Below are 13,330 nucleotides of genomic sequence, written 5' to 3'. Positions count from 1 at the left end.
GCGTCCTATGCGGCGATCACGTGCTGACGGGCCGGTTCGCTGCGGTAACGGCTCGGCTTGCCGTCGATCTTGCAGAGCCGCCACATCAACCTGGCGAACGGGTTCATCAATCCGGTCTCATGGCAGAGCATCCGGACGTCGCCGAACATGTCGCGCAGGAACTGGCGGGACTTCGGCGCGCGGAAGAACAGCTCCTTGCGTACCGAGCGCGGAATGTCGAACTCACGCCAGAAAGCCTTGGGCGGCACAATGATCGCCTGACACAGCACCCGCATGATGATCGGTACGTTCAGTGACAGCCAGAACCGCTGACGGCGGTTGAGTCGCGGCAGGCGCTTGCGCAGATACTCGTGAGCGAACGAGATGTGACGGGCCTCCTCCGCCACGTGGATGGCCATCACCCGCTCCATGATCGGGTGTAGCTCCTTGCCCTCGCGCAGCACGTTCTTCTGCGTGTGGTCGATCGGCTCCTCGCCGGCGAGCACGCCGAAGAAGAACGGGATCGGCAGCGGTCCGGCGACGAGCGGGATGAACGGCGACAGCCACCGCAGCATGCGGGGCATGCCCGGCACGTCGGCGCCGATGCGGTTGACCATCTCCTGGAACATCATGGTGTGGTTGCACTCCTCGACCGACTCGTGCAGGCAGTACCGGTACTCGGGTGACCCGTTGGGAACCCAGAATGCGTAATTCGTCAGCCCGCGGATGAGGATGATCTCGAACTGCAGACCGACCTTCGCGACGTTGGCCTGCCGCCACATTCCGATCTCGATCTGTCGTTCGAGCGGTTGCGCCTGATACCAGGGATGTCCGCCGAGCGGGTCGGTCGCGGGCAGCACCCAGCGCGGGTCGTTCTCGGTGACCGCGAACTCGGGCGCGTCCCAGTCGATGTCGGTGTACGGATTGAAGTTCCGTCGCACCGAACCCTCGGAGAGCGTGGTGAGCGTGTCGACGTATTCGGCGTCCTCGGTGACTTCCATGTTCCGACGCCATCGCCTGACCAGTCGTGTTCGCGCCATTCTCGGACCTCCCTATGAGGTTTACATTCGCGCCACTGATGTCCAACAACGGTACCGGAGGTATCGCCTACTGAACATACCCCCGAGCGCGATGTGTCACACGGCGCCGAAGACATCGATATGTGATCGTCGTCACAGCGCATGCGTGCCGCGGGGAGAGGTGAGCGTCGGGCGCTATCTGCTGCCGAACTCGCCGACGGCGGCGGCCCTGGGACCGTTGCGCAGGACGGCGACGCCGACATCGGTCATGCTGCAGTCGGTGATGATCGCGCGGTGCCCGGGGCTGTTCATCCACCAGTTGACCGCTTCGGCGGGGACGGCCCCGACTCCCGTGCTCCAGAAGATGATCTCGCCCGCCTTGGAGTACGTCGTGTAACCGGCGGCATTGATGCGCTGGCCGGCAGACGATCCGTCCGAACCGGTGTGGCTCTGCACGTTGTTGGCAAGCATGTCGTTGGCCTGCCGGGCCGCGGCGGCGCTCAGCTGCGGGTTTCCCGCGACCGGGCCGCACCCGTTGGCCGCGCGGGCGGCGTTGATCTCGTCCAGCAGCGCGCCGTCGTCGGCGCCGTCGGCCTGGGTCGGGCCCGCGGCCAGCGGTGCGCACACCGCTAGAGCACCCGTGCAGATGGAAAACAGGACCGAGCTTTTTCTAAGACTGATCACGTGCCCCCCTGGGCTCGAGCTTCAGTCCCCGACAGGTCACAGTATGGACACAACGAGGTCTCTATGTAGGTCGTTTACCCACTTTTGTGACATATCTCTGCCGCCCATCCCCGCGCCGGCCGCACAAAACCAGTCATTACTGTTGAGCGCATGTCCGACCTCGCGATCCCCGCCGACCTCAAACCGCGCGATGGCCGTTTCGGCTGCGGACCCTCGAAGGTCCGCCCCGAACAGCTGTCCGCGCTCGCAGCGGCGGGTGACCTGTTCGGGACCTCGCATCGTCAGGCCCCGGTGAAGAACCTGGTCGGCCGGGTACGCGACGGTCTGCGTGAGCTGTTCTCCGTGCCCGACGGGTACGAGGTGATTCTCGGCAATGGCGGCACCACCGCATTCTGGGATGCGGCGGCGTTCGGCCTGATCGAGAAGCGTTCGCTGCACCTGACCTACGGCGAGTTCAGCGCGAAGTTCGCCTCCGCGGTGGCCAAGAACCCGTTCGTGGGCGACCCGGTTGTCGTCAAGGCGGATCCGGGCAGCGCGCCGGAGCCGACGTCGGATCCGTCGGTCGACCTGATCGGCTGGGCGCACAACGAGACGTCGACGGGGGTCGCGGTCCCCGTCCAGCGTCCCGACGGTGCCGGTGATGCGTTGATCGCGATCGACGCGACGTCGGCAGCGGGCGGGCTGCCGGTCGACATCACCGAGTCCGACGTCTACTACTTCGCTCCGCAGAAGAACTTCGCCGGCGACGGCGGGCTGTGGGTGGCGATCATGTCGCCGGCCGCGCTAACCCGCGTCGAGGCGATCGCGGGCGCGGGTCGCTGGATGCCCGAGTTCTTGTCGCTGCCGATCGCGATCGAGAACAGCCTCAAGAATCAGACGTACAACACCCCGGCGATCGGCACCTTGATCCTGTTCGCCGAGCAGCTGGACTGGCTGCTGGGCAACGGTGGGCTGGACTGGGCGGTCAAGCGCACGGCGGATTCGTCGCAGCGGCTATACGGCTGGGCCGACGCGGCGCAGTTCGCGACACCGTTCGTGACCGACCCGGCATTGCGCTCGCAGGTGGTGGGCACCGTGGACTTCAACGAGGACGTCGACGCAGCCGCGGTGGCCAAGACGCTGCGGGCCAACGGCATCGTCGACACCGAGCCTTATCGCAAGCTGGGCCGCAACCAGCTTCGGGTGGGCATGTTCCCGGCCGTCGACCCGGAGGACGTGAGCGCGCTGACCGCATGCATCGACTGGGTGGTGGAGCGGCTTTAGCCCGCGACCAACAGGCGGGGAGCGGCTTTAGCTCGCGACCAACAGGCGGGGAGCGGCTTTAGCCCGCGTGTCATACCAGGTAACGGGCGGATAACGCAGTAGTGTCCGGTTGATCGGGCTTCGCGCTAGCCCGGAGGAGGTCGCCATGCGGGAACTCAAAGTCGTCGGACTCGATGTGGACGGCAAACGAATCATCTGCGAGGCCGACGGCTCCGGTGAGAAGTTCACGCTGCTGCGCGACGATCGGTTGCGGGCCGCTGTCCGTGGCGACCAGGTGGGTTCGAGTCAGACACGAGACGAGGCCGAGGTTCAAACCGTGCTGCGACCCAAGGAGATTCAGTCCCGGATCAGGGCCGGTGCATCCGTCGAACAGGTCGCGGAGGCTTCGGGCGTCGACGTGTCCCGCGTCGAGCGGTTCGCGCATCCGGTGTTGCTCGAGCGCGCCCGGGCCGCCGAGCTGGCAACCGCCGCGCATCCGGTGCTCGCGGACGGGCCGTCGGTACTGACCTTGCTGGAGACGGTCACGACGGCTTTGATCGCGCGCGGGCTCGACCCGGACGCGCCGACCTGGGACGCGTGGCGCAACGAAGACGGCCGCTGGACGGTGCGGCTGGCATGGAAAGCAGGCAGGTCGGACCTCGCGGCGCATTTCCGCTTCTCCCCCGGCGCCCACGGCGGGACGGTCACCGCGTTCGACGACGCCGCGTCCGAGCTCATCGACCCGAACTTCACCCGACCGCTGCGCCCCGTCGCCGCGCTGCCCGAGCCGCAGGTCGAGGTCGAGGAGCCGACGCTTCCGATCGACCCGCCGGTGCAGGCGACCCCGCCCGAGCCCCAGACCGAAGAAGCCCCCGAGCCCGTCGCGCAGAAGCCGGCCAAGGCCCGCAGGGGTAAGGCCAAGCCCGCGGTTCCCGCCTGGGAGGACGTCCTTCTGGGCGTGCGCTCCAGCGGCCAGCGCTGAGTTTCACGGCCCGCACTTCTTCTCGCGAGCAGTCGTAAAACTGCCCGAAATCTCGCGATATGAGGCACTTTTGCGTCTGCTCGGCAGGATTGGGCGACCGCTGAGTTCGCCTTACATCAGCTGCTCAACGCAATGGCGAGCACGACCAGCCACGCGGCGGCCACGCCGACGCCGGAGCCCAGCACGAACCACCGCCACACCGGCCGATTGCGCCACCCCCAGACCGTCGGGGCCAGGCCGCCGACCGCGACCAAGTTGAGGCCGATCGCCAGCAGCGGATGCAACCGCAGCAGGCCGAGGCTGAGCACCACGATCGCCGCCGCAATCACCGCCGCGACGAACCCCGCCACCGTCAACCCCATCGTCCACGGCGTCGAGTCGTCGGTCATATCCGTCACTCCGATTCGCTCCGCTCTCCCCTACCCTTCGGGTGTGGCCCCAGCTCGCCGGTGCCCAATCTAACCCGCTCATAGAATGCCAGCGCGGCAGCGGTCGCGACGTTGAGCGAGTCGGTTCCGCGCGACATCGGGATCCGCACCCGAAGATCCGCCGCGCGCATCGTCCGTTCGGTCAGGCCCGGTCCTTCCGCGCCGACCAGGATCGCCACCTTGTCGTCGATGACGTCCGACATCGCGTCGGCCAATGAACGCGCAGTGGGACCGGGAGTCATGGCCAATAGTCGAAAGCCGTTGTCGCGCAACAACTCCAGATCGGCCGGCCACGACTTGGCCCACGCGTACGGCACGAGCAGCGCGTGACCCATCGACACCCGGACGGCGCGCCGGTACAGCGGATCGGCGCAACCGGTGCCGAAGATCACCGCGTCCACACCGAGGCCGGCGGCATTGCGAAAAACCGAGCCGAGGTTCTCGTGGTCGTTGACGCCTTCGAGCACCGCGACGGTGCGGGCGCCGTCCAACACCTCGGTGACCGTCAACTCCCGCGGCCGCGACGCCGACGCCAGCACACCGCGGTTGAGGTGAAAGCCCACCACCTCGGCCATCACGTCGGCGGGCACGCGGTAGTAGGGCGCCGAGACGCCGACGAGGTCAGTCGCGAGCTCCTGCATGCGGCGGTCGGTGCCCATCATCGCGCGTGGGACGAACCGCGACGCCAGCATCCGCTGCACCACGAGCACGCCCTCGGCGATCACCAACCCCTTGCCGGTGGGCAGGTCGGGCCTGCGGTCGACGCTGTTGAGGTCGCGAAAGTCGTCGAGACGCGGATCGGACGGATCGGCGACGTCGATCACGGTGGCTGCCACGGTCACGCCCGGCCGCCACCGCCGTGCCGTGGGCTACCTTTCATAGCGATGACCCCGCAACCGCCTCCGCTGCCCGCCGTTCTGCTCAAGCCCGGGCCGGTCGTCGTCGCGATCGCGGCCGGGTGGGTCGTCGCTGCGATCCTGGCGTTCACGGTGACCGGTTTACACGAGTGGCGGCCGTACACGCTGGCCGGGCTGGGTGTCGGCGCCCTTGGCACGGGCATCTGGTTGTGGCAACGTCGCGCCGTGCGTCGCGGATCGCGCGGGGCGCAGAGCGGACTCACTTAAACAAGAGACAGGAGGACGCAATGGCAGCGCCGCTGTTGCAAGCCGAGACGACGATCAACGCCCCGGTGTCGAAGGTGTGGGAGTTGGTCTCCGACCTCAAGAACATGCCGCGATGGAGCCCGCAGTGTCGGCTCATGAAGACGTTCGGCCCGCTGCGGCCGGGGGCGAAGACGATCAACCTCAACCGGCGCAAGTTCCTGTTCTGGCCCACCACGAGCCAGATCACGGAGCTGGTCCCGGAAAAGAAGCTCGCGTTTCGGGTCAACGAGAACGGCACGGTGTGGAGCTACGAACTCGAACCCACCGAGACCGGCACCCGACTGGTGGAGACCCGTCACGCGGAGAACGGCGTGAAGGCCTTCTCCAACATGTCGGTCAATGCGTTCATGGGTGGGGTGCCCAGCTTCGAACGCGAACTCGTCGAGGGCATGAACGAGTCGCTCGCGAGGATCAAGGCCGCGGCCGAGAGTTAATCGGCGGGCTCGGTCAGATCGAGCACGCCGTCGTCGTACGGGTCGTACAACGGGGATCCGCCGCCGGCGGGCTGCGGGGTGTCGGAGTGTGCGCCGCAACCGTATTCGGCGTCGACGACGTGACCGTCGGCGGAGAACTCGTTGGCGCAGACGCCGAACATCGTCCCGAGAGCTCCAGACAGCGGGAGGTAGAAGCCGCAGTCGCGGCACACCCGCCGCGTCGAGCGCGCCATCGCCGAACCCGGTCCGTAGTCGCCGTCGTGCCAGCGTTGCGCGGCGTCCAGGCGACCCCACTGACTGAGCACTTGGCGTCGACCCAGACCGACCTCGAGTGCGACGTCGTCGATCTGCGGATCGCCGGTCGCCATGTACCCGGGAACCAGCCGCGGGTCGTCGGCGGGCGGCGCGAGAAGGTCTCCCGGACCCAGATCGCCGGGGCGGACGCGTTCTTCCCACGGCACCCACTTCGGCGCCAGCAACGCCGTGGGGCCCGGCACCAGCACCACCTCGCTGATGGTGGCGTGTTCGGCGCCCGGCCAGGCCGCGACGACGACGGCCCACTGCCAGCCGCGGTAGCCCGGCAGGTCCGCAAGGAAGCGGTGCGTGGCCGCGGTCGGGTCCTCGAAGCTCGCACCCAGGTATTCACCAACGGTGTTCTCGCCGCTGAACTCGACGATCGCCGCGCGGGCGTCGTCGACGGCGCCGAGAAGCACCGCCTCCAGATCCGGCCGTTCGGCGGATTCGGTCACGCTGTCCATCGCCCCCAATACTGCCTGACCGGCTAACCGGCAGCCACACCGGTTGGCTGCACGCCCGCTACCGCTTCGATGGTGGAGAATCGACAACGTGACCGGACCGCGTCGTGACCCCCGAGACTTCACGGGTCGGCGCGACCCCCGCTACTACCCGCCGCGCCCGCCCGCCGACGACCGATGGGACGACGAGCACCCGGGAATGGCGAACTATCCGAGCGACCCGAGTTACCGTCGCCCCCGCCGCAACGGCCCCACCCCCAGCGCCAACCGCTGGCTGCCGCCGCTCGACGAGCCCACCCGCGAATTCGGCGCCACACCCCCTCCGCACCGGATGGGCAGCGCCGCGGGCGAAAAGATCACCGTCACAAGGGTGGCCGCGCAACGCAGCCGCGAGATGGGCTCCAAGATGTACGGCCTGGTGCACCGGGCCGCGACCGCCGACGGCGCCGACAAGTCCGGTCTGACGGCGCTGACGTGGCCCGTGGTCGCGAACTTCGCCGTCGACGCCGCGATGGCGGTCGCGCTGGCCAACACCCTGTTCTTCGCGGCGGCCTCCGGTGAGAGCAAGGGCAAGGTCGCGCTGTACCTGTTGATCACCATCGCGCCGTTCGCCGTCATCGCACCGCTGATCGGCCCCGCGCTCGACCGCCTGCAGCACGGCCGCCGGGTCGCGCTGGCAACGTCGTTCGCATTGCGCACGGCGCTGGCGGTGGTGTTGATCGCCAACTACGACGGCGCCACCGGAAGCTTCCCGTCGTGGGTGCTCTACCCGTGCGCACTCGGAATGATGGTGCTGTCCAAGTCATTCAGCGTGCTGCGCAGCGCGGTGACCCCGCGTGTTCTGCCGCCGACCATTGACCTGGTCCGCGTGAACTCGCGGCTGACCACGTTCGGCTTGCTCGGCGGCACGATGGTCGGCGGCGCGGTCGCCGCCGGCGCGGAGTACCTGTTCAAGCTGTTCGAGATGCCGGGCGCGCTCTACGTGATCGTCGCGGTGTCGGTGGCCGGTGCCGCGCTGTCGATGCGGATCCCGAGATGGGTAGAGGTCACCGAGGGCGAGGTGCCGGCGACGCTGAGCTATCACGGGCGTACGGGCGAACTGCGGCGCGGCGCCGAACCGACGTCGCCCCCGAAGTCGGCACGCCAACCGTTGGGGCGCAACACCATCGCGGCGCTGTGGGGCAACTGCACCATCAAGGTGATGGTCGGCTTCCTGTTCCTCTATCCGGCGTTCGTCGCCAAGTCGCACGACGCCAGCGGGTGGGAGCAGTTGCGCATCCTCGGGGTGATCGGCGCGGCGGCGGCCATCGGCAATTTCGCAGGCAACTTCACCAGCGCGCGACTCAAGCTCGGTTATCCGGCGAAGGTGGTCGTGCGGTGCACGGTCGTCGTCACTCTCGTCGCGCTGGCCGCCGCACTGACCGGCAACCTTCTCGTGGCGGCGATCGCGACGCTGTTGACCTCGGGGGCCAGTGCGATCGGTAAGGCCTCGCTGGACGCGTCGCTGCAGGACGACCTGCCCGAGGAGTCGCGGGCGTCGGCGTTCGGCCGTTCGGAGTCGGTGTTGCAGCTGGCCTGGGTTGCGGGCGGCGCGGTCGGCGTGCTGGTCTACACCGAACTGTGGGTCGGCTTCACGGCGATCACCTCGGTGCTGATCCTCGGCCTCGCGCAAACCGTCGTGAGCTACCGCGGTGACTCGCTGATTCCCGGCCTCGGCGGCAACCGACCCGTGCTGGCCGAACAAGAGGGCGTACGTTCCGACGCCGCGGCGGTGGCGCACGAGTGAAGCGCACGATCGCCGCGCTGGTCGCGGTGGTGATCCTCGCGTCCGTGGGCACCGGTGTGCTCATCTGGCGGCTCGGCGACCACCCCACCGCGAAATACCCTGAGATCAGCGCATATTCGAGTGGCCACCTCGTGCGTGTCGGCCCCTACCGGTACTGCGACGTGAAGAACCCCACCAAGTGCGAGGTGTTCGAGGATCAGGGCGAGCTGCCGGTCAACGAACGTCACTCGGTGCAGGTGTCGGTGCCGCCGGCGATTGGTCGGGCGCCGTGGGTGCTGCTGCGCCAGTACGAGGACTCCGACATGATCGAGGAGTTTCGGCCCAACACCCGGTTGGCGGTGACGATCCCAACCGTCGACCCGCGCCGCGGCAAGCTCACCGGGTTCGTCATCTGGCTGCCCACGCTGGTCCGCATCGACGATGAAGAGGTCCCTGCGCCGCACGCCGAGTGGTCGGTGCGCACGGTGTGGTCCTGACCGGTCAGTTCGCTCCGTGTCCGTCCGGTACGCGTTCGCCGTCGCGCGGCGGGCCCGGCGGGGTTCCGTCGCCGAACGGTCTGCCGCCCAGGGCTTCCCGGCCGTGCGGCGCCAACCAGTTGGACAGGTCGGGCCCCTTCGGAACGACCTGCGTCGGGTTGATGTCGGTGTGCACGATGTAGTAGTGCTGCTTGATCTGGACGAAGTCGATGGTGTCGCCGAAGCCCGGCGTCTGGAACAGGTCGCGGGCGTAGGCCCACAGCGCGGGTAGCTCCGCGAGTTTCTGGCGATTGCACTTGAAGTGCCCGTGATAGACGGGGTCGAAGCGCGCCAGCGTGGTGAACAACCGGACGTCGGCCTCGGTGATGGTGTCGCCCACCAGGTATCGCTGATTCGTGAGCCGGCCTTCGAGCCAGTCCAGCGCGGTGAACAGCCTGTCGTAGGCCTTCTCGTAGGCCTGCTGCGATCCAGCGAACCCGCACCGGTACACACCGTTGTTGATCTCGGTGTAGATGCGTTGCGCCACCTCGTCGATCTCGCCGCGCAGTGGCTCCGGGTAGAGGTTCGGCGCGCCGTCGCGGTGGTACTGCGTCCACTCGGTGGACAAGTCGAGGGTGATCTGGGGGAAGTCGTTGGTGACGACCTCACCGGTCGGCACGTCGACGATCGCCGGGACCGTGATGCCCTTGTCGTAATCGGGGAAACGTTTGAGGTAGGCGTCCTTGAGCCGCGGGATTTTCAGTACCGGGTCGACGCCGCCCGGATCGAGGTCGAACGTCCAGCTGTCCTCGTCGTGGGTGGGGCCGCAGAAGCCGATCGACAGCACGTCCTCGAGGCCCAGCAGCCGTCGAACGATGATCGTGCGGTTGGCCCACGGGCAGGCCCGCGCGACGACGAGCCGGTAGCGGCCGGGTTCGACGGGATAGCCGTCGCGGCCATCGGCCGTGATACGAGTGCCGATGTACTTGGTGTCGCGGTTGAACTCGCCACCCGAGTCGGACTTGTCGGCGACATATGCCATGACGTCGATTCTTCCCCGCCGAATCTGAACTTATGCGCGTTCGAGCGCCGGGATTCCGTGCACAAGCTCAGTTTCGAGCCGACTCCCTCAGTGCTCGAGCTCGCGGGCGACCGCTCGCACCACTTCGGAAACTCGACGCGCGACCTTGCGGTCGGGATAGCGACCCTTACGCAGCTCCGGCTGCACGGTGCTCTCCAGCAGAGTGATCATGTCCTCGATCATCCCGTGCAGCTCGTCGGGCGAGTGCTTGCGCTCGGCGGCGGCCGCCTCGCGACGCGTCCGCGTGAGGCTCGGCGGCGGATCGATGACCTTCAACGTCAATGCCTGGGGACCGCGCCTGCCCGCGGCGATGCCGAACTCGACGCGCTGACCCGCCTTGAGGGTCTCGACACCGGATGGCAGCGCCGACGATCGGACGTAGACGTCCTCGCCGTCCTCCTGCGACAAAAACCCGAAGCCCTTTTCGGCGTCGTACCACTTAACCTTGCCGGTCGGCACTGGTCTCACCCGCTCGTCTTGTGTACCTACATAGCGAACATAAGGAAAGCGCCCCGATTGCGCCGGGACGCGTGTTGCTCGATCCTACTCTGACCTCGACCTCGCCAGCACCCCCTTATCGGTAGGCTGAAGGCCACCGCTGGAGGAGAAGAAGCGCCCATATGCGATTGATACTCAACATCATCTGGTTGATCTTCGGCGGCCTGTGGCTGGCGCTGGGCTACCTGGTGGCGGCGCTGATCTGCTTCGTGCTGATCATCACCATCCCCTTCGGGTTCGCCGCCCTACGCATCGCGGTGTACGCGTTGTGGCCGTTCGGCCGCACGATCGTCGACAAACCGGGACCCCGGCCCGGCGCGCTGATCGGCAACGTCATCTGGGTCATCTTGTTCGGCGTCTGGCTGGCGATCGGCCATGTTCTCACCGCCGTGGCGATGGCGATCACGATCGTCGGCATCCCGCTCGCGCTGGCCAACCTCAAGCTCATCCCGGTATCGCTGATGCCGCTCGGCAAGGACATCGTCCCGGTCGACAGCCTGGGCCAGCCCGCCGCCGACCCCTGGCGAGCCGCCGCATGACCGTCACCGACCTCGGCGTGCCCTCGGCCGCCCCGCCCTTGCCCGCCCCCGCCGACGGGCCGCTGATCGACACGTTCGGCCGGGTCGCCACCGATCTGCGGGTGTCGCTGACCGACCGCTGCAACCTGCGCTGCACCTACTGCATGCCCGCCGAGGGGCTGGACTGGCTGCCGTCGGAACAGCTGCTGCGGCCCGATGAGCTGACCCGGCTGCTGCGCATCGGCGTCGAGAGGCTGGGCATCCGCAGCGTGCGCTTCACCGGGGGCGAGCCGCTGGTCGCCCGGCACCTCGAGGACGTCGTCGCCGCGACGGCCGCGCTGCGACCGCGCCCGGAGATCACGCTGACCACCAACGGCATCGGACTCGACAGACGGGCCGAGCGGCTCAAGCGCGCCGGACTGGACCGCATCAACGTGTCGCTGGACACCGTCGACTCCGCGCGGTTCGCCGCGATCACCCGCAGGGACAGACTCGCCGATGTGCTGGCCGGACTGCGGGCGGCCAAGGCTGCGGGGCTCGATCCGGTGAAGGTCAACGCCGTCCTCGACCCAGTCACCGGGCTCGACGATGCGGTGGACCTGCTGCGGTACTGCCTCGACCACGGCTATCAGCTGCGCATCATCGAGCAGATGCCGTTGGACGCCGGCCACGAGTGGCAGCGAGGCAAGGCGATCGCGGCGGATGACGTGCTGGCCGCGCTTCAGCAGCACTTCGAGCTCACCCCCGATACCGTGCCGCGCGGGTCGGCGCCTGCCGAGTTGTGGCGGGTCGATGGCGGCATGGGCAAGGTCGGCATCATCGCCTCGGTCTCGCACGCGTTCTGCTCCGCTTGCGACCGCACCCGGCTGACCGCCGACGGTCAGGTCCGCAACTGTCTGTTCGCCCGGCAGGAGACCGACCTGCGTCGTCTGATGCGCGGCGGCGCCGACGACGCCGCCGTCGAGGCCGCATGGCGCGCGGCGATGTGGGCCAAGGCGGCAGGCCACGGCATCAACGATCCGGACTTCGTACAACCCGACCGCCCGATGAGCGCGATCGGCGGATGAGTCGAAAGAAGCTATGACGACGGCAACGACACTCGCGGTGAATGTCCGTTATTTCGCGGCCGCACGGGCCGCCGCCGGTAACGATGAGGAGACGATTCGGCTTCGGCCCGGAACGACGCTCGCCGCGCTTGTCGCGGGACTCGCCGAACGCGACGAGAATTTCGCGAAAGTCTTGAAACGCTGCAGTTTTCTGTGCGACGGCGTCGCAGTGCGCGATGAGTCGGTCGCGTTGCGCGACGCTCAAACGATCGATGTTCTTCCCCCCTTCGCCGGCGGATAACGGTGATTTCCGTCACATAACGGAATGATCACAACCTGGCTACGACGCGGTGGAGCCCTCGCTAGTCCTGCGGAAACGCCCGAAACTGCTGGGCATTTAGAGGATTTTTAAGATTTGCCGAAGCCGAAAACGCCGTAATCGGCAAAAGATGACGCGGCCAAAACGAGCCGATACGGTTCAGTCCCAAGCCAGTCGACCCCAAACCGATTGGCCCGCCGTGCCCAACCGCGCCGAGCTCCATCCGTTGACGCACGGGATACCAACGAACAACTTGGATGGAGGCGGGGGACCCACCGGTCCGCCGAGTCACAGACGGACCAGGAACCGACGGTTCCTTGGGGTGAAGCCGAATCGCGTTGTGCGACACGGCCGGGCATACCTCTCCAGCCCGAACCCGACAGCTGACCTCGCGGGCGCCGAAGAGAGGACCGAACGCACCTATGAGTGGACGGCACCGCAAGCCGACTTCGTCGGCTGTCAACGTTGCGAAAGTCGCCTTCACGGGCGCTGTGCTCGGAACCGGAAGCATTGCGCTGGCCAGCCAGGCCAACGCCGCCTCGGACAGCGAGTGGGATCAGGTCGCCAGCTGCGAGTCCGGCGGCAACTGGGCGATCAACACCGGTAACGGCTATCAGGGCGGGCTGCAGTTCTCGCCGAGCACCTGGTCCGGTCACGGCGGCGGTGAGTACGCACCCGCCGCGCACCTGGCCTCCAAGGAAGAGCAGATCGCGGTCGCCGAACGCGTGCTCGCCAGCCAAGGCAAGGGCGCGTGGCCCACGTGCGGTCGCGGCTTGTCCGGTGCGACGCCGCGCAACGTCGTCGACGACGCGATCGACGCAGTGAACAATCTGCTGCCGCCGCCGCCCCCGCCGTTCGATCCGTTCGCTCCGCCGCCGCCACCCGCGCCGGCCGATGCTCTGGCCGCTCCCGCGCCTCCGCCACCCCCACCGAAGAAATCC

Annotated in this window: 17 protein-coding genes and 1 riboswitch; of the genes, 10 read left to right on the top strand and 7 right to left on the bottom strand. The window is 67.7% G+C overall.

What is annotated here, in order from left to right; all coding sequences use genetic code 11:
* Window positions 1–5 precede the first annotated feature (5 nt).
* Window positions 6–1,019, bottom strand: a complete 1,014-nt coding sequence (locus A5650_RS02295) for an AurF N-oxygenase family protein (protein WP_067285876.1) — start codon at window positions 1,017–1,019, stop codon at window positions 6–8.
* 174 nt (window positions 1,020–1,193) lie between these two features.
* Window positions 1,194–1,625 carry a CAP domain-containing protein gene (locus tag A5650_RS02290; protein WP_231992488.1) on the bottom strand — a complete coding sequence of 144 codons (432 nt, stop codon included), beginning with the start codon at window positions 1,623–1,625 and terminating at the stop codon, window positions 1,194–1,196.
* Between the two features lie 207 nt (window positions 1,626–1,832).
* On the opposite strand from A5650_RS02290, the gene serC reads away from it, so the two are divergent.
* Together serC and sepH are read left to right on the top strand one after the other, a co-directional pair.
* Entirely contained in the window at window positions 1,833–2,945 is a 1,113-nt protein-coding gene (gene serC, locus A5650_RS02285; protein ID WP_067285874.1) for a phosphoserine transaminase, read from the top strand.
* Window positions 2,946–3,090: 145 nt separating this feature from the next.
* Window positions 3,091–3,906 carry a septation protein SepH gene (gene sepH / locus A5650_RS02280; RefSeq protein WP_067285871.1) on the top strand — a complete coding sequence of 272 codons (816 nt, stop codon included), beginning with the start codon at window positions 3,091–3,093 and terminating at the stop codon, window positions 3,904–3,906.
* Window positions 3,907–4,022: 116 nt separating this feature from the next.
* Here sepH and A5650_RS02275 read toward each other — a convergent pair whose 3' ends face one another.
* A complete protein-coding gene (locus A5650_RS02275) occupies window positions 4,023–4,295 on the bottom strand; it encodes a DUF2537 domain-containing protein (protein WP_067285869.1) in 273 nt (90 codons plus the stop codon).
* A 5-nt stretch (window positions 4,296–4,300) separates the two neighbouring features.
* Window positions 4,301–5,170 (bottom strand): TrmH family RNA methyltransferase, encoded by an 870-nt coding sequence (locus A5650_RS02270; protein ID WP_067285914.1) that lies wholly within the window; start codon window positions 5,168–5,170, stop codon window positions 4,301–4,303.
* A 48-nt stretch (window positions 5,171–5,218) separates the two neighbouring features.
* On the opposite strand from A5650_RS02270, the gene A5650_RS02265 reads away from it, so the two are divergent.
* A complete protein-coding gene (locus A5650_RS02265; protein WP_067285868.1) occupies window positions 5,219–5,458 on the top strand; it encodes a DUF2530 domain-containing protein in 240 nt (79 codons plus the stop codon).
* Window positions 5,459–5,478: 20 nt separating this feature from the next.
* On the top strand, window positions 5,479–5,931 hold the full coding sequence (locus tag A5650_RS02260; protein WP_067285867.1) for an SRPBCC family protein: 453 nt from the start codon (window positions 5,479–5,481) through the stop codon (window positions 5,929–5,931).
* On the opposite strand, the gene A5650_RS02255 is transcribed toward A5650_RS02260, so the two are convergent.
* A complete protein-coding gene (locus A5650_RS02255) occupies window positions 5,928–6,689 on the bottom strand; it encodes a DUF3027 domain-containing protein (protein WP_067285865.1) in 762 nt (253 codons plus the stop codon). The genes A5650_RS02260 and A5650_RS02255 overlap by 4 nt on opposite strands.
* Before the next feature lie 196 nt (window positions 6,690–6,885).
* Here A5650_RS02255 and A5650_RS02250 point away from each other — a divergent pair, with 196 nt between their 5' ends.
* Both A5650_RS02250 and A5650_RS02245 read left to right on the top strand, forming a co-directional pair.
* Window positions 6,886–8,472 carry an MFS transporter gene (locus A5650_RS02250; RefSeq protein ID WP_197501769.1) on the top strand — a complete coding sequence of 529 codons (1,587 nt, stop codon included), beginning with the start codon at window positions 6,886–6,888 and terminating at the stop codon, window positions 8,470–8,472.
* A complete protein-coding gene (locus A5650_RS02245) occupies window positions 8,469–8,948 on the top strand; it encodes a DUF2771 domain-containing protein (RefSeq protein ID WP_067285862.1) in 480 nt (159 codons plus the stop codon). The genes A5650_RS02250 and A5650_RS02245 overlap by 4 nt, the downstream gene beginning before the upstream one ends.
* A gap of 4 nt (window positions 8,949–8,952) precedes the next feature.
* On the opposite strand, the gene A5650_RS02240 is transcribed toward A5650_RS02245, so the two are convergent.
* Both A5650_RS02240 and A5650_RS02235 read right to left on the bottom strand, forming a co-directional pair.
* The gene (locus A5650_RS02240; protein ID WP_067285860.1) at window positions 8,953–9,969 is read right to left on the bottom strand and encodes a glutathione S-transferase family protein; all 1,017 of its coding nucleotides are present in this window, start codon (window positions 9,967–9,969) and stop codon (window positions 8,953–8,955) included.
* An 87-nt stretch (window positions 9,970–10,056) separates the two neighbouring features.
* Window positions 10,057–10,467 carry a cold-shock protein gene (locus A5650_RS02235; RefSeq protein ID WP_067285858.1) on the bottom strand — a complete coding sequence of 137 codons (411 nt, stop codon included), beginning with the start codon at window positions 10,465–10,467 and terminating at the stop codon, window positions 10,057–10,059.
* 161 nt (window positions 10,468–10,628) lie between these two features.
* On the opposite strand from A5650_RS02235, the gene A5650_RS02230 reads away from it, so the two are divergent.
* The 4 genes from A5650_RS02230 to A5650_RS02215 form a co-directional block, all read left to right on the top strand.
* Window positions 10,629–11,045: a YccF domain-containing protein gene (locus tag A5650_RS02230; protein WP_067285856.1), complete on the top strand. Its 417-nt coding sequence runs from the start codon at window positions 10,629–10,631 to the stop codon at window positions 11,043–11,045.
* The gene (gene moaA, locus A5650_RS02225; protein WP_067285854.1) at window positions 11,042–12,091 is read left to right on the top strand and encodes a GTP 3',8-cyclase MoaA; all 1,050 of its coding nucleotides are present in this window, start codon (window positions 11,042–11,044) and stop codon (window positions 12,089–12,091) included. Before A5650_RS02230 ends, moaA begins: the two co-directional genes overlap by 4 nt.
* Window positions 12,092–12,104: 13 nt before the next feature.
* Window positions 12,105–12,371 carry a MoaD/ThiS family protein gene (locus A5650_RS02220; protein ID WP_067285852.1) on the top strand — a complete coding sequence of 89 codons (267 nt, stop codon included), beginning with the start codon at window positions 12,105–12,107 and terminating at the stop codon, window positions 12,369–12,371.
* A 253-nt stretch (window positions 12,372–12,624) separates the two neighbouring features.
* A riboswitch (cyclic di-AMP (ydaO/yuaA leader) is annotated at window positions 12,625–12,802 on the top strand.
* Between the two features lie 9 nt (window positions 12,803–12,811).
* Window positions 12,812–13,330, top strand: a 519-nt coding sequence (locus A5650_RS02215; protein WP_197501767.1) for a transglycosylase family protein, incomplete at its 3' end; no start/stop codon positions are given.

Origin of the sequence: Mycobacterium sp. 1164985.4 (assembly GCF_001668575.1) — a bacterium.
Lineage (GTDB): Bacteria > Actinomycetota > Actinomycetes > Mycobacteriales > Mycobacteriaceae > Mycobacterium.
Note: the sequence above shows the minus strand (reverse complement) of the source record. Positions and strands in the feature narration are given on the sequence as shown.